Origin of the sequence: Pseudomonas bubulae, from assembly GCF_900618535.1 — a bacterium.
In the GTDB taxonomy this organism is placed as follows: Bacteria; Pseudomonadota; Gammaproteobacteria; order Pseudomonadales; family Pseudomonadaceae; genus Aquipseudomonas; species Aquipseudomonas bubulae.
The window spans coordinates 1025034-1048052 of the sequence record NZ_UYJA01000001.1 but is presented as its reverse complement, the minus strand read 5'-3'; the positions used below and the strand labels follow the sequence as shown (position 1 = coordinate 1048052).

Sequence of the window (23019 nt, the reverse complement as noted above, 5' to 3'; positions counted from 1 at the left end):
GGGCAAGCCTGCTCCCACTGATGCGCAGGGCGTCAGCCCTGCCAACCACCCCCCAACGCCGTCAATAACCCTACGCTGGCCTGTAACTGTCGGGTGTGCAATGCCTGCACCTGGCGCTGGGCCTGCAGGGCGGCAGTCTGTGCGGTGACTACGTCCAGGTAACTCACCGCGCCGGCTTCATAGCTGTGGGTGGCGATTGCCCGGGTGTGTTCGGCGGCATTGGCTGCGGCCTGTTCATCGAGGCTTTCCTGTTGCAGGTCACGCAGCTGGGCGAGGTTGTCTTCAACTTCACGCACCGCGTGCAGCACCTGGCTACGGTAATGGGCTGATGCTTCTGCAAATTCGGCCCTGGCCTGGCGTTCCTGGCCATCGAGCCTGCCGCCGTCAAAAATCGGCAGGTTGATCAACGGCCCCAACGCCCAGAACCTGTTACCGGCAGACAGCAAATTGCCGCTACCCTGGGTTTGCCCGCCAAGCAGGCCGGTCAGGCTGAAGTCCGGGTACCAGGCGGCCTTGGCTACGCCGATCCCGGCATTGGCGGCGAAAACCCGGCGCTCGGCCGCGGCGATGTCGGGGCGCCGTTGCAGCAGGGTACTGGGCAGGGTGCGCGGTTGATCAGGCAGGTTTAGCGTTTGCGAGTTGGCCACCAGCTGAAAGTTGCTGGCAGGTTCGCCCACCAGTTCACCGATGGCGTGTTCGGTCAGGTTGCGTTGGGCGCGGACGTCATCCAGCTGCGCCTCGGCTTCGGCCAGTTGGCTTTGGGCACGGGTCAGGTCGAGTTCCGAGGCGATCTGCCCCTGATAGCGCGAGCGGGTCAGTTGCAGGGCCTGAGCGTAATCATCCAGCGAGCGGGTGAGGATTTGCTGCTGCGCATCCAGCCCGTCAAGTTGCACATACAGGCTGGCCAATTGGCGTTGCAGGCTCAAACGCGCGACGGCCAGGTCATCCGCCGAGGCCTGGGCTTGAGCATCGCCCGCCGCCACCTGATTGCGGATTTTGCCCCACAGGTCGAGGTCGAAATTCAACGCAAATCCCGCCGTATTGCTGTTGTAGACCGATGGCTGAGTACTGCCGCGCAATGGACGGTTGTCCGATTGACGCTGGCGCAACGGCTGGCCACTGGCGGTAATTTGTGGGAACAGCCCAGCGTGCAACTGGCTGGCATACGCCTGCGCCGCATCGAAGTGGGCCAGTGCCGCGGCCAGATCCGGATTGGCCTTGAGCAACTGCTGTTGCAGGCTGTTCAGGCGTTCATCCTGGTATACCCGCCACCACTGTGGTGAGAGCTGGTCGGCAGGTTGCGCGCTGTGCCACGGGCCGTCGCTGGTTTGCTCACGGTAGTGCTCGGGCAACTTGAGGTCGGGTGCCTTGTAGCCTGGTGCCAGTGAGCAACCCTGCAACGCCAGGGTCAGTAACAGGGCGCTGCGTTTAAGCCTTGGCTGCATGGGGGGCTCCTGCGTCGGCCAGCTTGACCGAGTCGCCTTCGCGCAAGGCGTCGGGCGGATTGTCGATGACGGTGTCGGTGGCCGTAAGGCCTTGATCGATCACCAGTCGTTCGCCCAGATCAAGGCCGATATGGATCGTTTGCAAATGCACATGCCGGGCCTTGTCGAGCACTGCCACCTGTGTGCCCTGGGCACGGAAAATCAGGGCGCTGGCCGGGATACTGACGCCATGGGTATCGGCCGGGATCGACAGTAGCGCCTCGGCATAGTCGCCGGGCATCAGCGCGTCACCAGGGTTGAGGGCGACGAACTGGGCCATCAGGGTGCCGGAGCGCTGGTCAATTGCTGTCGAGTTGCCGATCAGTTTTGCGTTGAACATTTGCCCCGGATGTTCCGGCACACTGAGTTGTACCTGCATGCCGGGGCGGATCACGCTGGCGTAGTTCTGTGGCACTGGCACATACAGGCGCAGCTGGTGCGTGTCAGCAAGATCGAACAGCTCGGTATCGCTGTCGGTGTCGGCCTTGATCAACTGGCCGATATCGGTATTGCGCGCGGTGATGGTGCCTGCAAAAGGTGCGCGAATGGTCTTGTAGGCTTCCAGCGTCGACAGTCGTGCGTAATCCGCCTCAGCGGCTTGGGCATTGGCCTTGGCGGCGGTAGCATTGGATAGCTTTTCGTCAGCCTCCTGGCGCGACACCGAATGGCTTGCCAGCAGATTTTGCCAGCGTGTGGCCGTAGTGGCCGCGAGCCGGGCGTTGGCTTGCTCCTGGAGCATATGGGCGCGGGTCTGCGCCAGTTGCTGATCCAGATCCGGACTGTCGATAACCGCCAGGACCTGCCCGGCCTTGACCTTGCTGCCAATGTCGGTTTGCCAGCTTTGCAGGTAGCCGTTGACCCGGGCATGGATCGGCGCCTTGCTCCAGGCCTCCAGATGCGCGGGCAGGCGCAGGGTATCGCCATGGGCGTTCTGCAGGGGCTGGAATACGTTGACAATCGGCAGTGCGGCCGCTTCGGTCCATTGGCTCACCGCGTGCTCATGGCGACTGCGGGCGGCCAGCCCATTGGCGACCAGCAAGGCGGCCAGGGTCAGGCCACCGATGCCCAGGTATATCAAGCGCTTGCGCGAGGGTTTTTGATCAGACGACATGGGAAGTTTCTCCAGCAGCAGCTCGATTTTTTTCACGGCCGTGCACCAGGCTAAAGACCACGGGCACGAACAGCAGGGTGGCAACGGTGGCTAGCATCAGACCGCCAATAACGGCGCGTCCCAGGGGGGCGTTCTGTTCTTCTGACAAGGCCAGCGGGAGCATGCCGATCATCATCGCCAGTGCGGTCATGCACACGGGTCTGAAACGTGTATAGCCCGCTTCCATTGCTGCCTTGAGAGCGTCGCCATGTTCGGCCAGGCGTTCGCGGCAGAAGCTCACCACCAGGATCGAGTTGGCGGTAGCCACCCCCATGCACAAAATAGCTCCGGTCAAGGCGGGCACCGACAGCGAGGTACCACTGAGAAAAAGCATCCACACAATCCCGGCCAGGGCCGCGGGCAGGGCAGTGATGATCACAAAAGGATCGAGCCACGACTGGAAGTTGACCACGATCAGCAAGTAGATCAGCACCACCGCGCCGAGCAGGCCGAAGCTCAGGCCGCTGAAGGCTTCATGCAGGGCATCGATCTGGCCGTGAAGGCTGATGATTGCGCCTTTGGGCCGCAGGTTGGCTGCGCCATCAATTACTTTTTGCACATCGGCCGCCACCGAGCCCAGATCGCGACCCTGAATATTGGCGTAGAGGTCCAGCGTCGGCTGAATGTTGTAGTGAGTGACCACGGCCGGGCTTTGCACACGGCTGATAGTCGCCAGCCCGCCCAGGATTTGTGACTGGCCGTTACTGCCGGTCACGGGCAGGGCTTCGAGGGCCGGCAGGCTGTCCAGACGATACTGCGGCGTTGCGGCTACCACACCATAAGACACACCGTTCTGCGGGTTGAGCCAGAAGGTCGGTGCTACCTGGGAGCTGCCCGCCAGGGACGCCACCATGCTGTTGGTCACATCGCGCTCGGTAATCCCCAGGCCATTGGCGCGCAGGCGGTCCACCTTGACCTGCAGCGACGGGTAACCCACCGACTGCTGAATACGCAGGTCGGCAATTCCCGGTACATGTTGCAGGCGACGTTGCAGCTCCAGGGCATAGGCGCGGTTGGCCTCGTCGTCACGCCCGGAAATTTTCACGTCCAGCGGAGCCGGTGCTCCGAAATTGAGGATCTGGGTGCTGATATCTGCAGGCATAAAGGCAAACTGGCTGCCGGGGAAACTCTCCGGCAGGGCTTCTCGCAAGCGTTTTACATAGTCGGCCGTCGGGCTGTGGCCTTCTTTAAGGGTGACCTGAATATCACCGTCCTGCGGGCCGATAGTGCCACTGCTGCTGTAGGCCATATCGATGCCGCTAAGCGGAATGCCGATATTGTCGATCACTGTGTCCAGTTGCTCGGCGGGGATGATTTCTCGAATCCGTGACTCGATGCGATCGAAGTCCGCAGCGCTTTCTTCAATGCGCGTGCCCAGCGGCAAGCGCACATGCAGGGCCAGGGCACCGGCATCGGTGGCCGGGAAAAAGTCCTGGCCCAGGCTTGGCAGCAAGGCAAAGGAGGCCAGTACACAGGCCATAAAACCCAGCAGAAAGCGTTTGCGATTGGCCAGGGCCAGTTCCAGTACGGCGTAGTAAGCGTCCCGTACTGCCGAAAAACGGCGCTCGAATCCCGCCTGAAAGCTCAGCAGTGCACGCACTGGTGCCGAGTGCTGGCGGGTGTGCTGATCGCCCTCGTGATGGTTGATGTAGCCGTCTTCCGGGTGATGCCCTGAACCTTGTTCCGGCACATGTGGCTTAAGCAGAAACATCGCTAGGGTCGGCACCAGAGTGCGCGACAGAATAAAGGAACTGCCCATGGCGAAAATCACCGACAGCGCCATCGGCCGGAACAGATAGCCAGCAATGCCCTGCAACATGAACATCGGCACAAACACGATGCAAATACACAGCAGCGACACGAACGCCGGGCCGACAATCTGCTTGGCGCCGTCCAGGATCGCATCGCGCACCGACTTGCCTTGCTCGAGGTGCCAGTTAATGTTCTCGATGGTTACTGTGGCATCGTCCACCAGAATCCCCACCGCCAGCGCCAGCCCGCCAAGGGTCATGACATTGAGGGTTTGCCCGCTCAGGGCCAGCAGGGCGATGGCCGACAGCACGGCCAGGGGGATCGACACGGCAATGATCAGGGTGGAACGCCAGCTGCCGAGGAACAGCAGAATCATTGCGCTGGTCAGCAGGGCGGCAATGATGCCTTCCTGGGCCACGCTGCCCACCGATTGCTTGACGAATACCGAAGCGTCGCCCAGCAACGAGGTTTTCAGCGACGGTGGCAGGGTTTCGTTGATACGCGGCAGCATTGCGCGAATGCCGTCGACGATCGACAGGGTGGAGATATTGCCGTTTTTCAGCGCCGGCATCAGCACCGCACGATGGCCGTCGACGCGCACGATATTGGTTTGCGGCGGCGAGCCGTCACGTACGTGGGCCACCTGGCCAATGGTGATCAGGGCGCCATTGACGGTCTTGATCGGCAGGTCATTGAGTTCGTCGATGGCCTTGGGGCTGTTGTTGAGCAACACCGTGTATTCATAGGTGCCAAGCTTGGCGGTGCCCACCGGGATGATCTGGTTTTGCGCTGCCAGGGCATTGCCCACATCCTGTGCGGACAGGCCTTTGGCAGCCAGTGCCTGGGGGTCAAGGTCGAGGGTGATCTGACGCTGCTTGCCACCCATCGGCGTCGGCATGGCCAGGCCCGGCAGGGCGCTCAGGGGCAGGCGGATATTGTTCTGCACCAGGTCGCGGATTTTGGCTTCCGAAAGTGTCGGGCTGGAGAACGCCAGTTGCAGGATCGGCACCGTGGACGCGCTGTAATTAAGGATTAGTGGTGGGGTAATCCCCGGCGGCATCTGCTTGAGCACGGTCTGTGACACGGCGGTCACTTGCGCGTTGGCGGTGCGAATATCGACGCCGGGCTGGAAGAAAATTTTCACGATGCCCATGCCGGGCAATGACTGCGACTCGATATGTTCGATGTCGTTGACCGTGGTACTCAGCGAGCGTTCGTAGGTGTAGATCACCCGGCCGGCCATGTCGGCAGGTGCCAGGCTGGTGTATTGCCAGACCACGGCGACTACCGGAATGCCAATATCAGGAAATACATCAGTAGGGGTCCGCACAGCGGCAAGTGGCCCGATGATGCAGATGAAAATCGCCAGCACGATAAACGTGTACGGCTTGTGCAGTGCGGTCTTTACCAGCCCGAGCATGCCAGAACCTCCGAGGAGTGGAATTGCAAACCTCGGCAGTCTCACCGCTCAAACCTAACGTTCAGCTTTCAGCAACGTGAAGGATCCTTTAGGAAAGGGCTGAAATTCCCTTCATTTTCATTCATTTGGCGCAAGGCGCGAGGCGCCGCAAGCTTGCGGCCTACTCTATTGTTTCGAGGCTCGACTGCGATGAACCTTAAACCGCTTCTGCTGATTCCGTCCCTGAGCCTGGTGCTGTTGCTGTCGGCTTGTGCAGGGCCCATGCCCAAGCAGGACCCGGGCGAAGCCTGGATCGGACTGAAAGAAGAGGGCAACAGTGACCTGATGGCCGAGCGCGTAGACGGCAAAAGCATCAACGATGGCCGCTATTTTGAAGTCACGCCTGGTGCCCACCGGCTGGACGTGAACCTGTATGAAGGTGCCACGGGTGATGAAAACCAGGTCGATTGCCAGGGTAAGGTCAACTACAGCGGGTTTAAAGCGGGTGAGCATTACGAATTGATCGAATCGAGCCTGGGGCCTGAAGTGAGTGCACGCCTGGTGGATGGCCACGGCAAGGAAGTGGCCCACACGGCGGACTTCACCTGTATGCCGGGGTGAGATTGCGATCCCTGTAGATACGCTGTTGCCGGTCAACCCTCCCTGCTCGCTCCCACAGTTGAAATGTCCTTCAGACTTTGTAGCCACTACCGAAGGAACGAGGGCATCAAGTGAACGATTTGACGATTTTGCCCAGGGTCTCCATGGCCTTTTCGCAGGCAGCGTCCCATGGGCTGCCGTAGTTCAGGCGGATGCAGTTTCTAAAACGTTGGGTAGCCGAGAAGATCGGCCCCGGCGCAATGCTGATACCTTGGGCCAACGCCATCTGAAACAGCTTGAGCGAGTCCATTTGCTCGGGCAGCTCCAGCCACAGAAAGTACCCTCCCGATGGCTGGCTGACCCGGGTTTGTGCCGGGAAATAACGCCCTATCGCTGCCAGCATCGCGCTTTGCTGCTCTTCCAGGGCATAGCGTAATTTACGCAGGTGGCGGTCATAGCCGCCATGTTGCAAATAGTCGGCAATCGCCGCCTGGGCTGGCATGGAGGCGCACAGCGAGGTCATCAGTTTAAGCCGCTCGATTTTCTGCGCGTAACGCCCCGCAGCCACCCAGCCAATGCGATAGCCCGGCGCCAGGCTTTTGGCAAACGAGCCGCAATGCATCACCAGTCCTTCGGTATCAAACGCCTTGGCCGGCTTGGGCGGGTGCTGACCGTAATACAGCTCGGCGTACACATCGTCTTCGATCAACGGCACCTGATGGTCACTCAGCAACTTCACCAGTGCCTGTTTCTTGGCCTCTGGCATGGTCGCGCCAATCGGGTTCTGAAAGCTGGTCATGCACCACACGGCCTTGATCGGGTGGCGCTCAAGGGTTTGTGCCAGCACGCCGAGGTCGATGCCATCTCGCGGGTGCACCGGGATTTCCACGGCCTTGAGCTTGAGCCGTTCCAGCACTTGCAGGCAGGCGTAGAACGCCGGGGCTTCGATGGCCACCAGATCACCGGGTTCGGTGACGGCCTGCAGGCACAGGTTGAGGGCCTCCAGCGCGCCATTGGTGATCAGCAGTTCCTCCATCGGCAGCATCAGCCCGCCGACCATATAGCGCAGGGCGATTTGCCGGCGTAATTGCGGGTTGCCGGGGGACATGTCGGTCACCACCATGCGCGGGTCCATTTCGCGGCTGGCGGTGGCCATCGAGCGGGCCAGGCGTTGCAAAGGGAACAGCATCGGGCTGGGGAAGGCCGAGCCAAAGGGTACGGTGTGCGGATCCTTGATCGAGTCCAGCACCGAAAACACCAGGGCGCTGACATCCACCTGGGTGGACTCGGTGACGTGGCTGCTGAACACTGGCTCGCAAAACGGACTGGGTGCATGGGTGTTGACGAAATAGCCTGAGCGCGGCTTGGCCCGGATCAAACCGCGACGCTCCAGCAAATAATAGGCTTGAAAAACCGTCGAGGGGCTGACGCCGTAGGTCTGGCTGGCATAGCGCACCGAAGGCACGCGCTGGCCGGGGCCGAGCACCCCGGAGCGAATCAGTTCGGCAATATCGTCGGCAAATTTTTCGTAGCGTTTCATGGAATAAGGCTCGGTCCGGCGTTGGGTTACTGGCGGGGCAATGGTGTGGGAGCGGGCTTGCTCGCGATGGCCTGACTGCGATTTGCCTGACACACCGCAGCAATCCTGTCGCGAGCAAGCCCGCTCCCACACAAAGTATTTGCAGCTTAACGGTTCAGCGGGGCAACAAAACGGCTTTTGGCCACACTGCGCACGCTCGGTTCATCAGTGTCAGTGACCACAAACTCGATGGTCTGCGAGCTGCTTTTCGGGCGCTCGGCCAGCAGGGCCACAGACACCGGTACGTCGACAATCTCGCCGGGGGCCAGGGTCAGTTCGGTTTTACCCTGCAACTGGAACGCCTCGCCGTCCTGCAACGAAACCCGGTAGTGCTGAGGCTCCTGGGTCTTGTTGATGATTTTCAGGCTGTAGATATTCTCGATCTGGCCCTGGCTGTTCTCACGGAACAGACCGCGATCCTTGATCACATCCAGGGACACCATGGTGCGCATATTCAGCGCCATCACCAGCGCGCCGATCATCACCACCAGCACCACGGCATAGCCGATCAGCCGCGGACGCAGCAAATGGGTCTTGCCGCCTTGCAATTCGTGCTCGGAGGTATAACGCACCAGACCCGGAGCGTAACCCATTTTCTCCATCACCGAGTCGCAGGCATCGATACAGGCCGCGCAGCCGATGCACTCCATCTGCAAGCCATCGCGAATATCTATCCCGGTGGGGCATACCTGCACACACATATAGCAATCGATGCAATCACCCAACCCGGCCTGCTTGGGTTCGACCCCGCGTTTGCGCGGGCCGCGGTTTTCGCCACGGGCCACATCATAGGAAATGGCCAGCGTATCCTTGTCGAACATCACGCTCTGGAACCGTGCATACGGGCACATGTGCATGCACACTGCCTCGCGCAGCCAGCCGGCGCTGATATAGGTGGCGCCGGTGAAAAACAGCATCCAGAACAGGCTGATACCGGCGATCTCCAGGGTCAGCAGCTCTGTGGCCAGTGGCCGTACCGGGGTGAAATAACCGACAAAGGTCAGTGCCGTCATCACGCTGATGGCCAGCCACAACGAGTGCTTGGCCGTTCGGCGCAGGATCTTGTTCAGGCGCCAGGGCGCTGCTTGCAGCTTTATGCGCTGGTTTCTGTCACCTTCGGTGATCTTTTCGCACCACATAAACAGCCAGGTCCAGGTGCTCTGCGGGCAGGTGTAGCCACACCATACGCGCCCGGCAAATACCGTGATTGCAAACAGGCCAAAGGCGGCAATGATCAGCAGTGCCGAAAGCAGGATGAAATCCTGCGGCCAGAAGGTCGCGCCGAATATATGAAACTTGCTTTCAGACAAGTCCCACAGCACTGCCTGACGGCCGTCCCAGTTGAGCCATACGGTGCCAAAGAACAGTAAAAACAACAGGCCTGCTCCCACGATTCGCAGGGTGCGAAACAGGCCGGTGAAACTGCGGGTATGAATCAGGTTGTCGCTGGACTTGTTATTGGTTTTTGCGGCTCTTGGTCGGGGAGCCTCAAATGATTCAAGTATCTGGACGGGAATTTGTTCGCTCATGGTCTTTCGCTCATCAGCCTCCATCAGGCCCGAGCACTATGCCCAGCGAACTGTTTGCATAACAGACTCAGTTATTTGAATTAAAAGCGGATCAGATGGCGCTTTCAGGCGGCCTGCGACAATCGGCTGCACCCGAGGTTCTGCCCCGGTTTTGCTGGCTTTGCACGCCTGTAACGCAGTTGGGTGGTACAGGGGGTGATCGGGGTCAAGAAAATCTGCGAATCACGGTCTGATGGGTTGTGATGACTTGTGCATGTCAGCCCCACATGCGGCCTTGATAAAGGCTTGATCGAGGGTGCTGGCCTGATAGTGATATTTGAACGCTTCACCGTCTTCAAAGTGTAGGAATTTCTGTTGGCTGATCATGTAAAAGCCTTGGCAGTTTTCGCTGATTTCATCGACATTGTGCGAGGACACAAGGATTGCCGCCCCGTCCTGTGCCGCACCGCGCAGGCATTGCCAGATATGAAAGCGAAATTCCGGATCTACCCCTGCAGTGGGTTCATCCAAAATGTAGAAATCAGCTGCGATCGACAGCAGTGAAACGGTGAAGAACCAGCGTTTTTCACCGTAACTGCACAGAGAGGATTTTTTGCTCCAGATCTCGTTGTAGCGGTCAAGGATTCGAGGGCTCCAGCGGGCCAGATTCTCTTGTATATGGCATTTGTTAATGGGGGCGGGCGAGCAGAGTAAGGCCGTCATTTTGAAAATGTCATACATGCGCAACGCGGGAGGTGTCATTAGCGTCTGAGATAAATAAAGTTGTTGAGTAAAAGGGTTTGTGATCTGGCCATTATCTGGTTTTTTTAAACCGCATAAAATATCAAAGAACGTGGTCTTGCCTGCACCATTAGGTCCTAGTAAACCAGTCATTGAGCCTGAGCAAACCTGCAGGCTAGCTTGGCTGAAAAGCGGTTTTTCTGGGTAGCGGAAATCAATGCAGTCTGCCTGTAAAATACTCATTAGTAGCGGCTCCATACTGGATTGATACGCAAGTACTTGCAGGCCAATAACAAGGCGATGATGAAGGTCACAAAAATGCTGATAATGATTTTCCATAGCGGTTGTATACCCTGTTGCATAATGCTTTTGCCAAGGCTTAGAGGGTTGAATAATTCAATTGGGAAATAGGTGGGTTCAGGAAGGGCAGCTTGTGCTACCCCGAGGGCAAGCATGATAAAAGATAAGATTGAAAAAACAGTGTTGGCCGTTTGGAAATTGAGTGGTAGTGCGGTAATGAGCAGGCCGGGTGAGCAGAATAAAATAAAGCAACTATAAAATCGGATCATGAGTGTTGAGGCTTCATAAGTGGAGTAACCCCCAAAAGGGAGCCGTGTCATCATGTAAAAAAACAAGCAGTACAAGCAGGCGATTGTGGAATAAGCGATGAGTTGCGCTATCAGGAACACTGCTCTGGCATGTGGCGTATAAATGAATGAACGGATGAAACCACTTTCTCGACGGCCAATGATATAAAAAGAAAATCCAAAGAATGCTACGCTTGAAGATATATAGGCATAAAACCATGCGGTGACAGCGCTGTAATCTTGATTGAAATTATCGTCTCCTTTCGAGTAGATCAGCAGATAGAAAACAGCACCGGGCGACAGTAATATCCAGAACAGTGCAGTCGGTTCCTTGAGCTGTTCCTTGATAAAAATCATGGCCAGTTGAAAGGCTCGAGATCCTGTATTCTTGTGCATGTGGTACCTGCTAAGGGAAGGGCACCATGTTTGTTTGGCGCGAAGGGAGAATATCGCCCTGGAAAATGGCAGAGTAGTCATTGTCCAGGTTGATATGCCTTGAGTTGTTCATGTGCATAAAGAGTTGAGGTGATATGAATTTGCAGAAGACGCATCTCTTATCTTCAATATGTGAAGGTTTTAAGTATAGGTACCCTTGTATTTTCTGAAGGGCCAATGAGTTGAGTAACTCGTTTGTAGTGAATCGTCGTGCGAGTTGGCTAGTAGAACGACAGCCTGCTTCGCATGAGGTGATTTCCTTGAAGGATTCGTAGGTGTTGCAATTGAAAAAATGCTTTAGGTAAGGATCTTTAAGCGTGTTCTTGTCGCCTTTGCAATGTGTAAATAAATCCATGAATCGGTAGGTTTGCCACAATTCTTCGAATGCTTTCTCCAAGGCATGTGTTTGCGTATCTGAATAGGCCATGCCGGTACAATAGTTGACATGATGGCTACGATTTTTTTGGCCATAACACGCGATTATGCACCGGCCTGGAAATGAGGGGTCGGAAATGTCAAAAGCAATAATGTCTCCCGCTTTGTTTAAACTGCTCGCCAGCGCTAAAATATTACTTTTCGTTAGTTGGTCTATTATTGATTGAGCGCTTATGCGTTTCTGGTAGTGGGCTGTGAGCCAAAAACGGTTTAAGAATTGGCGTTCCAGACATTCCTTGAGTGCGCAGAAAATCGCTTTTTTTGCATCCCAGTGGAAGCTGCACCCGCATGTGTCCCTCAATGGGTAAATGGTATTGTCTTCCCCCAAGCCGTAGTGTGTTAAGGAGAGGCATGCCGTGGGGATATAGCATTCAGTGAGATCAGATATTCGTATGACTTTTGTTAAGTGGTACGTATGTTCCAGCAAGTTATCCAGCTGACGTGTCGGATAAGACGTTTGCGAAAAGGCGTGTACAAATTGATAGGCTTCGTCCGGTCTCAGAGAATAGGTGAGCTTATTTTGTGTGTCTGAAAGAATTTCTGTATAAAAATGCTTTCTTTCGTAGTATTCACCCAAGGCCGTTTTCAGTGAGTTAGATCCACTGCCGATCCCGGATCCTGCCACAGACCAAGCATCACTGACTTCAGTGCAGGAAGGAAAGTCCAACATACAAGCAGGTTGGCAGTAAAGTCTTCTTGGTACATGCCGAGTGGGATGCATGCAGGTAATGTTCATTTGCCTTGACCTATAAAATGGACGCAGAGAGGGGAGAAAAGCGCTGGATTCAAACCCAGTGACTTACAGAGCATCGAATCAGTGAAACCAGACCATAGACGACATCTCAGATCGAGGGCCTTTGCTTGTAACTCAATAAGCATATACATCGAGCCTGCTTCCATAAGCGCTAGTCGGTAACCGCGATATCTATATTTGAAAAGGGTTTTAGGCCAGTATGCAACATAAACAAGTGCCAGGGCTGGGGTGCCTATGGTTGAAGGAGGGCAAAGTATTGAGTCTTTAAGGTGTTTGCTGCTTAAAGTATTCTGTACAGTTTCGAGTGCGCGCGAATAAGGTAGGAGATGGAGGACCTTTTCAACAAAAGGCCAGTGTTCAGGGCTTTCATTTAAAGAACAAATAAATACTTCTACAGGGTACAGTGCCCCGCCGCTCGGGTAGCCGCGCTTGTGGCTGGTTGGATGGGTGTTGAGTAACGGAGAAATGAGCTGTTCAATTGTCGAGAATGCAATGTTGCTCTTCTTGAATGTGACGCAGGATTCATTTCTCATTAAAGCGTGATGCGTTATTGATGCCCTATGTAAGGGTGTGGACAGGTTCATGTCCGGGTACAGATGAAGCTCTTTACCTGTCAAACTATCCAGGTCGAAGGGGGTGAGTGAGTGCAGGTAACTCATATGCTTGAATGCGCTATGAAGGGTGTAGTTTCCCTTGTTGTGAAAGGCTTGAATGTCAGACAATACTTCGCTGTCTGTGAACTTCAAGTAGTAGTCATGTGGCATTGTGGTCATTTTATAGGCCTCAGGCAGTCACACATTTGCCAATGGGTAACGTGTTCTTCGGTAATTTGGCCATTAAATAAGTTGATGTGTGACGACAACATGATTCTGTCTTGGGTTCTATGTCCGGAGCCTGGACAAGTCCAGAGCTTTATTCGTTCTACTAACAAACCCGCTATCAGTGCGAATTGCAGTTTTGTCATTGGCTGTTCAGGCAGGGCAATATGGCTATCGGTACAAAAATTGAACAGTGATGACCAGTTATTAAAGGTAGGGCGGACACGTTCCGTACGAGCTATGTTGTCAAAATTGCAAAAGTGGCACGGCCCCCCAATTTCGGATAAGTAGGGTTGGCTGATATAGAAAGAATCACCTGTTCGTAAGGCTACGCAGAGACAACAGGTCGGGTGCTTTTTTGCGATTTCGAAATAGATATGTTTGATCTTATGGTGGTCATATTTTGTTGGCATGATTATGACGAGGCTTTCGCTTAGCTGTGTCTGTTTGGTCAGATGTGTGTTGATGGGGAGTGCAAAGAAGGCCTCTTTGAATTCTGAATTGAGGATGTTGTCGAGTTCGCAGCCCCATTCGTGTGCGATAATAATTTTCTTGAAATGTTTTTCAGTAACCGCTTTGATGTGAATTGCTTGCTCCAGGAAACTGAAAGCTTCATCCGGAGCAAGGTTGAATTCTTCGAGCGTGTGCAGTATGTGTTTCTTGGTTTGCTGCGTTGATGTGAGAGTGCTCAGTTTATGCAGCGCTTTTATTAGTGGGCGAGATTTGATAGTGGTCACCCCCTTCTCGGAAATGACTATTGTGTGCTCCTTTAATTTGATGACTTGAAACTCTGAGATGATCAAATTCATGGTTGTTGCGCCGTGATGGTTAATAAATGAGGTTTCTGGTAGGGCGCCAGAAACCTCACGGGCTAATCCTCTTGCAGAGGGTTTATTGCGTTGCCACCACCGCAACCGCCGCTTCCCCCGCTTCCGCCATTGCATCCGCCGCCGCCCCCACATCCGCCGCTTCCGCCGCAGCCCCCTGCGCTACCTGAACCTCCATTATTTACTTGAGAGTTAACATCGAAGTCGGATTCTTTGTTAAACAGGAAAATAATTTCGCCAAACTTATTGTTCATATTGATAGCTCTGTAGTGTATTTTTTGTGTTTTGTGTTTTGTGTTTTGTGTTTTGTGGTCTGGGGCCAAAATAAGTCTCAGACAAGCGTAGGTTTAATACTTGATTTCAGTATTGTCAAAGATCCTCATCTGTAGTTTGAGATTCTTCCTACAGCAAAAGAGGATTGTTACTTGCTAATTAATAGCACTCGCTGTAGCGCTTGCGGCGATCTAAATTTTTTGTTTGAAAGATATTTATATATGTTGTCTGGAAATATTAAAAATTTCAAACGCTTGTAAGTGTTTTCTTTTTTCGGGCTGGTATGTTTAAAGGGATATTTGTAAGGCTGTTCTGTAGTATGGCAATTGCTTTTTTTTCAAAAAAAGGGACGAGCGGCATGCTGTTTGAATGTGCGCTGCCATACCGCTCCTTGTTATTTGCCGTAATTAGAACTTTTCAGTCTTTACCTTTCGCGGCACTTGCTCACAGGGCGGGTCACCCATGGGTTGCGGGTCACGCTCGGGCGGCTCCTGTTGCGGTTGTGGCCCGGGAACGGGCGGCAAAGCTGGCTGGTCGATATTGGGGTCAGGGGTTTCAGGTGCAATGGGGATACTCATCACGATGACCTCTCGGTGGCGGGATGTAGAGGGCTGTCGGACGGTTGACCGTGTGATGGCAGGTTTGATTCCGCTCACGTGACCGACGGCGCACTGCGCTGCGCGTACCGCAATATTTGCATGGGTTTTGCATAAACCAAGGGTAATTAGCCCTCACGGGGTGCCCCACAAGAGCTAGTCTTGGTGGGACTGTGGATTCAGGACATAGGCCAAGTCGAAGACCGAAACGTATGCACAGGCATGCACAACCTTTACCAGACGGAGAGCAGCATGAGTTCGAGCATGGATACTGGTAAAGGTAAAGACTCGCTGTTACCCGCCCCTACGGACATCGACGCACTGACCAAAGCCGAACACCCCGATCCGTTTGCGGTGCTGGGGCCTCACGCCGATGCTGCAGGCGGGCAGTTTGTCCGGGCTTTTTTGCCCGGCGCGGTCAGTGTCAATGTACTCGCCAGGGATACCGGTGAAGTACTCGGGCGCCTTGATGACGCACAAGTCACCGGCCTTTTTGTCGGGCATTTCACACAGGCGCGGCCGTACTTGCTCCAGGTTGATTGGGGCAATGCCGTGCAAACCAGCGAAGATCCTTACAGTTTTGGTCCGTTGTTGGGTGAGATGGACTTGTACCTGTTTGCCGAAGGCAACCACCGTGATTTAAGCAGCTGCTTCGGGGCGCAATTGCTGGAGGTTGATGGCGTGCCGGGGGTGCGCTTTGCCGTGTGGGCGCCAAATGCGCGGCGGGTGTCTGTGGTAGGCGATTTCAACGGCTGGGATGGCCGTCGCCACCCCATGCGCCTGCGCCACGCCAACGGCGTGTGGGAGCTGTTTGTGCCGCGCCTGCAGGCGGGCGAGGCGTACAAATACGAAATCCTTGGCGCCCACGGCATCTTGCCGCTCAAGGCCGACCCCGTGGCGCTGGCCACTCAGTTGCCGCCTGATACGGCGTCGAAGGTGGCGTCACCCCTGGCCATCGACTGGCAGGATGGTGACTGGATGCAAGCCCGTGAGCAGCGTCAGCGCCGTGACGCACCGCTGTCAATTTACGAGTTACATGCAGGGTCATGGCAGTGCGAGACCGATGATGTTGGCGACATCGAACGCCAGTACAGCTGGCCCGAGCTGGCCGAGCGCCTGATCCCTTACGTGCAGCAACTGGGTTTCACCCATATCGAGCTGATGCCGATCATGGAGCACCCGTTTGGTGGCTCCTGGGGCTATCAGCCTCTGTCACAATTTGCGCCGACGGCCCGCTATGGTTCGCCTGATGATTTTGCCGCGTTCGTCAATGCCTGTCATATGGCCGGTATCGGTGTGATTCTGGACTGGGTACCAGCGCATTTTCCCAACGATACCCATGGGCTGGCGCAGTTTGATGGCACGGCGCTGTACGAATACGCCAACCCTCTTGAAGGTTTTCATCAGGACTGGAACACCCTGATTTACAACCTGGGCCGTACCGAAGTGCATGGTTTTATGCTTGCCTCGGCCTTGCATTGGCTCAAGCACTTTCATGTCGACGGGTTGCGCGTGGATGCGGTGGCGTCCATGTTGTACCGCGACTATTCGCGCAAGGCTGGTGAGTGGGTGCCCAACCGGCATGGCGGGCGGGAAAACCTCGAAGCCATAGAATTTTTGCGCCATCTCAATGATGTGGTTGCCTACGAGGTACCAGGCGCGCTGGTGATTGCCGAAGAGTCCACGGCCTGGCCCGGCGTCAGCGAGAGCACCGATCAGGGCGGGCTGGGGTTTTCCTACAAATGGAACATGGGCTGGATGCACGATTCGCTGCATTACATCCAGCAAGACCCGGTGTACCGCGCCCATCATCACAACGAACTGAGCTTTGGCCTGGTGTACGCCTGGACCGAGCGCTTTATCCTGCCGATCTCCCACGATGAAGTGGTGCACGGCAAACACTCGCTGATCGACAAGATGCCCGGTGATCGCTGGCAGAAATTCGCCAATCTGCGTGCTTACTTGAGTTTTATGTGGGCACATCCGGGTAAGAAACTGCTGTTTATGGGCTGCGAATTCGGCCAGTGGCGTGAATGGAATCACGATCAGCAACTGGACTGGTATTTACTGCAATACCCCGAGCACCGAGGGGTGCAAAAACTGGTTGGCGACTTGAATCGTTTGTACCGGGAGCAGCCAGCGCTGTATGAGCAGGATGATGTATCGCAGGGTTTCCAGTGGTTGATTGGCGATGACGCAGCCAACAGCGTTTTTGCGTGGCTACGCTGGAGCAAGGACGGTTCGCCCTTGCTGGTGGTGACCAACTTTACCCCGGTGCCGCGCGAAGGTTATCGGATCGGTGTGCCATTTGCCGGTACCTGGCAGGAGGTTATCAACAGTGATTCGGCGATCTATGCCGGTTCCGATTATGGCAATGGCGGCGGGGTGGTGACCCAGGAGGTAGCCAGCCATGGTCAGGGCGTATCGCTGGCCTTGAATCTGCCGCCGCTGGGGGTGCTGATATTGCGGCCGGTGACGGGGTAGAGCAACAGCGCCCTCACCCCAGGCCTCACCCTCGGGAGAGGGTTGGGGTGAGGGCAGGCGGGCACCTCGGTATTACAGATGCACCTCAACCGCCAACGGTAAATGATCGGATAGATGGCTCCACGGCTTATTGCCAAGGATCTCTGGATTATGGCTGCGTGCATTGCGCAAGTAGATACGATCCAGACGCAGGAGTGGCCAGCGCGCGGGATAGCTCTTGGCCACTTGGCCGTGATGGCGCTCAAACACCTCATGCAGGTCGTCACGCTGGCGCAGGGCAGCGTTGCCTTGCTGCTTCCAGTCGTTGAAGTCACCGGCAATGATCACCGGCTCATGGGGCGGCAAGGATTTGAGCAGTTGGTTGAGCAACACGATCTGCAGTTGGCGATGGCTTTCCAGCAGGCTCAAATGCACGCAAATGGCATGCACATTGTCATGCCCTGGCACATCCAGCACACAGTGCAGCAAGCCGCGCCGCTCAGGCCCGGTGATCGACACATCGAGATTGCGCGAAGCCTTGATCGGGTACTTGGACAACAGGGCATTACCGTGATGACCGTCGGGGTAAACGGCATTTTGCCCGTAGGCAAAGTCGCTCCACATGCTGTCGGCGAGGAATTCGTACTGTGAGGTGGCAGGCCAGTCTTCATAACGTGAGGCGTGCTTGCCGTGCTCGCCGAGCACTTCCTGCAAAAACACCAGATCGGCACCGGTGCTGCGCACGGCTTCGCGCAGTTCGGGCAGGATGAAGCGGCGGTTGAAGGCGGTAAAGCCCTTGTGTGTATTGACCGTCAGCACCTTGATTCGATGCACGGCAGGTGCTGTTGCCGGGGTGGCAGATAAAAGTGTATTGCCGACAGCTTGTTCGGTAGGCATGGTCACTCCTCTGTCAGGGGCAGTTTCAAAGCGGCAAGTTACAGTCACAGCTTGCCGCTTTTTATGGGGGTGCACTTGATGTTTATCAATACATTCACGACACCTCGGTGTGTTGCAATTCAAACAGCACCAGCGAACGCCCGGTGACATTGTAGGGTTTGTTGAAGGGCAGATGCTGCGGGCCCTTGATGCTCGGGTCAGTGGTGTCGAGCCGGCATGACCAGCTGATGCCGTGGGGCACTTTGGGCAGGTTGAAGTTGACCGGGTCGTGGTTGGCATTGACCACGATCAGCAAGGTGGCATCAGCGCCGGCGCGCTGCACCCCGGATACCTGCGCCCGGCCATCGAGCAGCATGCCCATGCACCGGGCCTCGGCGTCCTGCCACTGTTCGGTGGTCATCTCGTTGCCATCGGCGGCCAGCCAGGTCACGTCCTTGTACTCGGGCGTGTCAACGGAGTGCCCCACCAGGAACAGGCCGCGCCGCAGGATGGGGTACTGCATGCGTAACTTGATCAGGCGTTTGACAAAGGCCAGCAGGGATTTGCCGGTCTTGTCCAGTTCCCAGTTGATCCAGCCGATTTCGCTGTCCTGGCAGTAGGCGTTGTTGTTGCCGTGCTGGGTGCGGGCGAATTCGTCGCCGGCCACGAGCATCGGCGTGCCCTGGGCCAGGAACAGGGTGGCCATGAAATTGCGCATTTGGCGCTGGCGCAAGGCGTTGATTTCGGGGTCGTCGGTGGGCCCTTCGACGCCGTGGTTCCAGGAAATATTGTTGTTGCTACCGTCCTGGTTGTTTTCGTCGTTGGCCTCGTTATGTTTATCGTTGTAGGACACCAGGTCGTGCAGCGTGAAGCCGTCATGGGCGGTAATGAAGTTGACCGAGCTATAGGGCCTTCGGCCCCGGTGGTTGAACAGATCGGCCGAACCGGTCATGCGCCCGGCAAATTCAGCCAGTTTGCCTTCGTCGCCTTTCCAGAACGCGCGCACGGTGTCGCGGAAGCGGTCGTTCCATTCCGCCCAGCCGGGCGGGAAGCCGCCGACCTGGTAGCCACCGGGGCCACAGTCCCAAGGTTCGGCAATCATTTTTACCCGGCGCAGCAGCGGGTCCTGGCGACAGGCCACCAGAAAGCTGTGACGTTCGTTGAAGCCGTCGTGATAGCGCCCCAGAATCGTCGCCAGGTCGAAGCGGAAACCGTCGACGTGCATCTCCCGGGCCCAATAGCGCAGCGAGTCAGTGACCATCTGCAAGACGCATGGATGGCTAAGGTCCAGAGTGTTGCCGGTGCCGGAATCGTTGATGTAGTAGCGCTTGTCCTCGGGCATCAGGCGATAGTACGAGGCGTTGTCGATGCCGCGCATGGACAGGGTCGGACCTTGTTCGTTGCCTTCGGCGGTGTGGTTGTAGACCACATCCAGAATCACCTCGAGGCCGGCCTTGTGCAGGCGCGCCACCATCTCCTTGAACTCGGCAATCTTGCCGCTGGCCAGATAGCGCGGGTCGGGGGCAAAAAAAGCGATGCTGTTGTAGCCCCAATAATTGGTCATGCCTTTTTGCAGCAGATGCTGGTCATTGACGAAGGCATGCACCGGCAATAGCTCGATGCTGGTTACGCCCAGGTCGGTGATGTGCTCGACCACTTCATCGATCATCAAGCCGGCAAAGGTGCCACGCACCGCATCCGGCACGGCGGGGTGGCGCATGCTGATGCCGCGCACGTGGGCCTCGTAGAAGATGGTGCGTTCCCAAGGCACGCTCAAGCGGTGGTCATGACCCCAGGTGTGCGCCGGGTCGATGACCTTGCACTTGGGCACGAAGGGCGCGCTGTCCCGTTCATCAAAGCTCAAGTCGGCATCCGGGTGACCGATGGTGTAGCCAAACAGGGCCTCGGACCACTTCAGTTCACCCACCAGCTGTTTGGCGTAGGGGTCGATCAGCAGTTTGTGGTGGTTGAAGCGATGGCCGTTTTCCGGGTCGTAAGGGCCATGCACGCGATAACCGTAGACCTGCCCGGGATGGGCGTCCGGCAGATAGCCGTGGAAGGTCTCGTCGGTGTACTCGGGCAGCTCGATACGCTCCAGCTCGACCTCGCCTGCGGCATCGAACAGGCACAGCTCGACCTTGGTGGCATTGGCCGAGAACAGGGCAAAGTTGACGCCCAGGCCATCCCAGGTGGCCCCAAGGGGGAAGGGCAGCCCTTCGCGGATGCGCAAGGGGTCGCCAGTGGGCGGTGCTGACGTGTGTTTACTCATGACCTGCTCCTGCACAACCGGATTTTTGGGTGTAGGTGGCCTGTGGGGGCGGGCTTGCGATTGCACTTCTGCGGTTCAATCCGTTGGCCGGGTTGAGGCAATCGCGAGCTGGCGCTCCCACAAGGGGGAAGGTGGACTCAAGACGAGGCAGGCTTGCGCGGTGCCCGGGGCTTTTTCTCCCCAGCAGGTTTTGCTGCGGCCTTGGCCTTGGTGGCCTTGGGGGCTGCCTTGGAGGGGGCCAGGGCTTGTGCCTGGGCCAGTTTGTGGGCCATTTCCCAGTGACGCGCCTCCTGGCCCTCCGGGCGACCTTCAGACTCCCAGATCTGATAGGCAAATTCACGAATGTGCTTGTCGTCATTACTCATGGTGAAGCTCCTTGCTCATGGGTGATTTAGCGGTCTCGCTCGTGGGCTTGCTGGCGGGCGCAGGCCAGCAGTTCAAAACGTTGAGTGGCATCGATGGCGTCCAGCAAGGTATTGCCGTCGCCCGGCAGACGTCGGCACCAATTGGGGTGGCCGCTGACGGTGCCGGGCAAGTTGGCTTGCTCCTCGAGCCCCAGTGCATCTTCGATTGGCAGCAGTACCAGCGGCGCACGGGTGTGCCCCAGATAACGGATGCTGGCGTCCAGTGTCGGAGCGTTGCCCTGGGCTTCTTCCTGAAAGTTTTGCGGATCCAGGCGCAAGGCCAGATCCAGGCCTTCGCACTCGCGCTGACGGCTTTCGCGCCAGTGGTGTGCAGTGACCGGGTCAATCAGGCCCAGGCGTTCATTCCAGTCGATATCGCGTCCGTGCAGCCAGCCGGTGAGTGTCGGCAGGTCGTGGGTGCTGGTGGTGGCCAGGGCATCGTCCGGCCAGTCCAGAATCGGTTTGAAGCGCGCGCCGTAGTCCTGCTCGAACAGCAGCACGCGAATGCCCAGGATTGCCCGCTCGCTGAGCTTTTCCCGCAGGCCGTCAGGTACGGTGCCAAGGTCCTCGCCCAGCACGATGGCCTGGTGGCGCACCGATTCAAGGCACACCAGGCGCAGCAGGTCGTCGATCGGGTAATACAGATAGGCGCCTTCATCGGGCGAAGCCCCCAGGGGTATTACCCACAGGCGCTGCAAACCCAGCACATGGTCGATGCGCAGCCCGCCAGCATGGGCAAAATTGGCCCGCAGCATCTCGATAAAGGCACGAAAACCATTGCGCTTCAGGCCTTCGGGGGAAAACGCCGAGATGCCCCAGCCCTGGCCCGCGCGGTTGAGTGCATCGGGTGGCGCGCCCACGGTCAGTTGCGCCAGCAGTTCATCCTGGCGGCACCAGGCCTGGCTGCCGGCACCATCGGCACCCACGGCCAGGTCGGCGATCAGGCCGATGGCCATGCCGCTGCTACGCGCCGTGGTCTGGGCCCGGTCCAGGCAGCGGGCGATCAGCCATTGGCAAAAGGCGTAATAACCGATGAGCGCCTGGTGCCCCTCGGCAAACCGCAGTAGCGCCGGGCTGTCCGGGTTGCGCCATTGTTCGGGCCACTCGCGCCAGTCGAAGCTGTGATGCCCGGCCACACAGGTTTCCTGCAGGGCCTCAAAGCGGCAGTGGTTTTCCAGTGCTTCGCCACCCAGCTCGCGAAAGTGATTGAAGTCGGCCAGCAGCGGGTGTTCGTCCCGGGCAAAGTCGTTGTAGAGCTGACGCAGCAATGTCTGTTTGGCCAGGGTTGCGGCTGGCCAGTCGATCAGCGGCAACTGTTCAAGGCGTTGCAGTTCGTCTCTCAGGCCTGTGGCTTCAATGGCCCTGTGCAGTGCCTCCTCACCAAGGATACTGGCGGGTGCTGCATACAGGCTGTTGAGAAACAGGCGACTGGAAGGTGAGTACGGGCTGTAATGTTTGGGCGCGCTGCTGAACATGGCGTGCAGGGGGCTGATCGCCAGCGCATCGGCGCCGCGCTCACCCACAGCCTGCAGCAGGGTTTCGAGTGCCCGGGTATCACCAAAGCCGCCGTCGCCGTGGCGCCGCAGCGAGTACAGTTGCACGCTGACACCCCATGCCCGTGGCGCTGTCTGATGCAGGGCATCGCCGATACTGAAGCACCTGGCCGGGGCCACAGCCAGGGTGAACTGTTGATCTTCCAGCTGCACCCGGTGGTAGCCGACGGGGATCATGCCTGGCAACATGGCGTCGGCATCCAGCTGGATTGGCAACGCATCGCCGTTCTCCAGATGCACGATGCACTGACTATGGGCGTGAAAGTAGCGTGACAAGTCCAGGGCCTTGCCGACGTCTGCCGTGAGCAAGGGCGGCAGGCGTTTGTTCTGCTGCTCCAGTTGCAGGTTTAGCAGACTGGTTTCGATGGCTTCGGCGCTGTCGGCGGGCAATCCCAGCCCCGCCAGAATGGCCTCCAGCACCTGTGGCCTGACCCTCTGTGGCTGGCCGTTGGCATCAATCCAGTCAACGGCCAGTCCGGCCCGGCCGGCGAGTACTTCAAGTTGCGCTTCGCTCAT

General features: G+C 57.1%; 17 protein-coding genes. 2 read left to right on the top strand and 15 right to left on the bottom strand.

Translation table 11 applies throughout. From position 1 onward, the window contains the following. Positions 1-32: 32 nt before the first annotated feature. From PPTH39_RS04500 to PPTH39_RS04490, 3 genes are read right to left on the bottom strand one after another with little or no spacing between them, the layout of a single operon-like run. Positions 33-1445 (bottom strand): efflux transporter outer membrane subunit, encoded by a 1413-nt coding sequence (locus tag PPTH39_RS04500; RefSeq protein WP_130871679.1) that lies wholly within the window; start codon positions 1443-1445, stop codon positions 33-35. Further along, positions 1429-2595, bottom strand: coding sequence for an efflux RND transporter periplasmic adaptor subunit (locus PPTH39_RS04495; protein ID WP_130871678.1), 1167 nt, complete (start codon positions 2593-2595; stop codon positions 1429-1431). The genes PPTH39_RS04500 and PPTH39_RS04495 overlap by 17 nt, the downstream gene beginning before the upstream one ends. After that, complete coding sequence (locus PPTH39_RS04490; RefSeq protein WP_130871677.1) at positions 2585-5806, bottom strand: efflux RND transporter permease subunit; 3222 nt, start codon at positions 5804-5806, stop codon at positions 2585-2587. The genes PPTH39_RS04495 and PPTH39_RS04490 overlap by 11 nt, the downstream gene beginning before the upstream one ends. Before the next feature lie 189 nt (positions 5807-5995). On the opposite strand from PPTH39_RS04490, the gene PPTH39_RS04485 reads away from it, so the two are divergent. Further along, positions 5996-6406, top strand: a complete 411-nt coding sequence (locus PPTH39_RS04485; protein ID WP_130871676.1) for a PA0061/PA0062 family lipoprotein — start codon at positions 5996-5998, stop codon at positions 6404-6406. A gap of 106 nt (positions 6407-6512) precedes the next feature. Here the strand turns inward: PPTH39_RS04485 and mapR are convergent, their stop codons facing one another. The 8 genes from mapR to PPTH39_RS23500 form a co-directional block, all read right to left on the bottom strand. After that, positions 6513-7925, bottom strand: a complete 1413-nt coding sequence (gene mapR / locus PPTH39_RS04480; RefSeq protein WP_095002453.1) for a GntR family transcriptional regulator MpaR — start codon at positions 7923-7925, stop codon at positions 6513-6515. Positions 7926-8071: 146 nt separating this feature from the next. Beyond that, complete coding sequence (gene ccoG / locus PPTH39_RS04470) at positions 8072-9493, bottom strand: cytochrome c oxidase accessory protein CcoG (RefSeq protein WP_095021199.1); 1422 nt, start codon at positions 9491-9493, stop codon at positions 8072-8074. Between the two features lie 222 nt (positions 9494-9715). Further along, positions 9716-10456: an ATP-binding cassette domain-containing protein gene (locus PPTH39_RS04465; RefSeq protein ID WP_130871675.1), complete on the bottom strand. Its 741-nt coding sequence runs from the start codon at positions 10454-10456 to the stop codon at positions 9716-9718. Beyond that, complete coding sequence (locus tag PPTH39_RS04460; protein ID WP_130871674.1) at positions 10456-11196, bottom strand: ABC transporter permease; 741 nt, start codon at positions 11194-11196, stop codon at positions 10456-10458. The genes PPTH39_RS04465 and PPTH39_RS04460 overlap by 1 nt, the downstream gene beginning before the upstream one ends. A gap of 10 nt (positions 11197-11206) precedes the next feature. Beyond that, positions 11207-12406 (bottom strand): YcaO-like family protein, encoded by a 1200-nt coding sequence (locus tag PPTH39_RS04455; protein ID WP_130871673.1) that lies wholly within the window; start codon positions 12404-12406, stop codon positions 11207-11209. Continuing rightward, entirely contained in the window at positions 12403-13197 is a 795-nt protein-coding gene (locus PPTH39_RS04450; protein WP_130871672.1) for a SagB/ThcOx family dehydrogenase, read from the bottom strand. Before PPTH39_RS04450 ends, PPTH39_RS04455 begins: the two co-directional genes overlap by 4 nt. Then, on the bottom strand, positions 13194-14186 hold the full coding sequence (locus tag PPTH39_RS04445; RefSeq protein WP_198417395.1) for an McbB family protein: 993 nt from the start codon (positions 14184-14186) through the stop codon (positions 13194-13196). Before PPTH39_RS04445 ends, PPTH39_RS04450 begins: the two co-directional genes overlap by 4 nt. A 563-nt stretch (positions 14187-14749) precedes the next feature. Beyond that, entirely contained in the window at positions 14750-14920 is a 171-nt protein-coding gene (locus PPTH39_RS23500; protein WP_165446481.1) for a hypothetical protein, read from the bottom strand. Positions 14921-15202: 282 nt separating this feature from the next. Between PPTH39_RS23500 and glgB the strand changes: the two genes are divergently transcribed. Further along, the gene (gene glgB / locus PPTH39_RS04435) at positions 15203-17422 is read left to right on the top strand and encodes a 1,4-alpha-glucan branching protein GlgB (protein ID WP_411567429.1); all 2220 of its coding nucleotides are present in this window, start codon (positions 15203-15205) and stop codon (positions 17420-17422) included. A gap of 72 nt (positions 17423-17494) precedes the next feature. Here the strand turns inward: glgB and PPTH39_RS04430 are convergent, their stop codons facing one another. From PPTH39_RS04430 to malQ, 4 genes are all read right to left on the bottom strand, one after another. Beyond that, complete coding sequence (locus tag PPTH39_RS04430; RefSeq protein WP_095002370.1) at positions 17495-18298, bottom strand: endonuclease/exonuclease/phosphatase family protein; 804 nt, start codon at positions 18296-18298, stop codon at positions 17495-17497. Between the two features lie 94 nt (positions 18299-18392). After that, positions 18393-20546 (bottom strand): glycogen debranching protein GlgX, encoded by a 2154-nt coding sequence (gene glgX / locus PPTH39_RS04425; RefSeq protein WP_095002371.1) that lies wholly within the window; start codon positions 20544-20546, stop codon positions 18393-18395. A gap of 137 nt (positions 20547-20683) precedes the next feature. Continuing rightward, complete coding sequence (locus tag PPTH39_RS04420; protein WP_095002372.1) at positions 20684-20911, bottom strand: DUF2934 domain-containing protein; 228 nt, start codon at positions 20909-20911, stop codon at positions 20684-20686. A gap of 26 nt (positions 20912-20937) precedes the next feature. Further along, positions 20938-23019 carry a 4-alpha-glucanotransferase gene (malQ, locus tag PPTH39_RS04415; RefSeq protein WP_095002373.1) on the bottom strand — a complete coding sequence of 694 codons (2082 nt, stop codon included), beginning with the start codon at positions 23017-23019 and terminating at the stop codon, positions 20938-20940.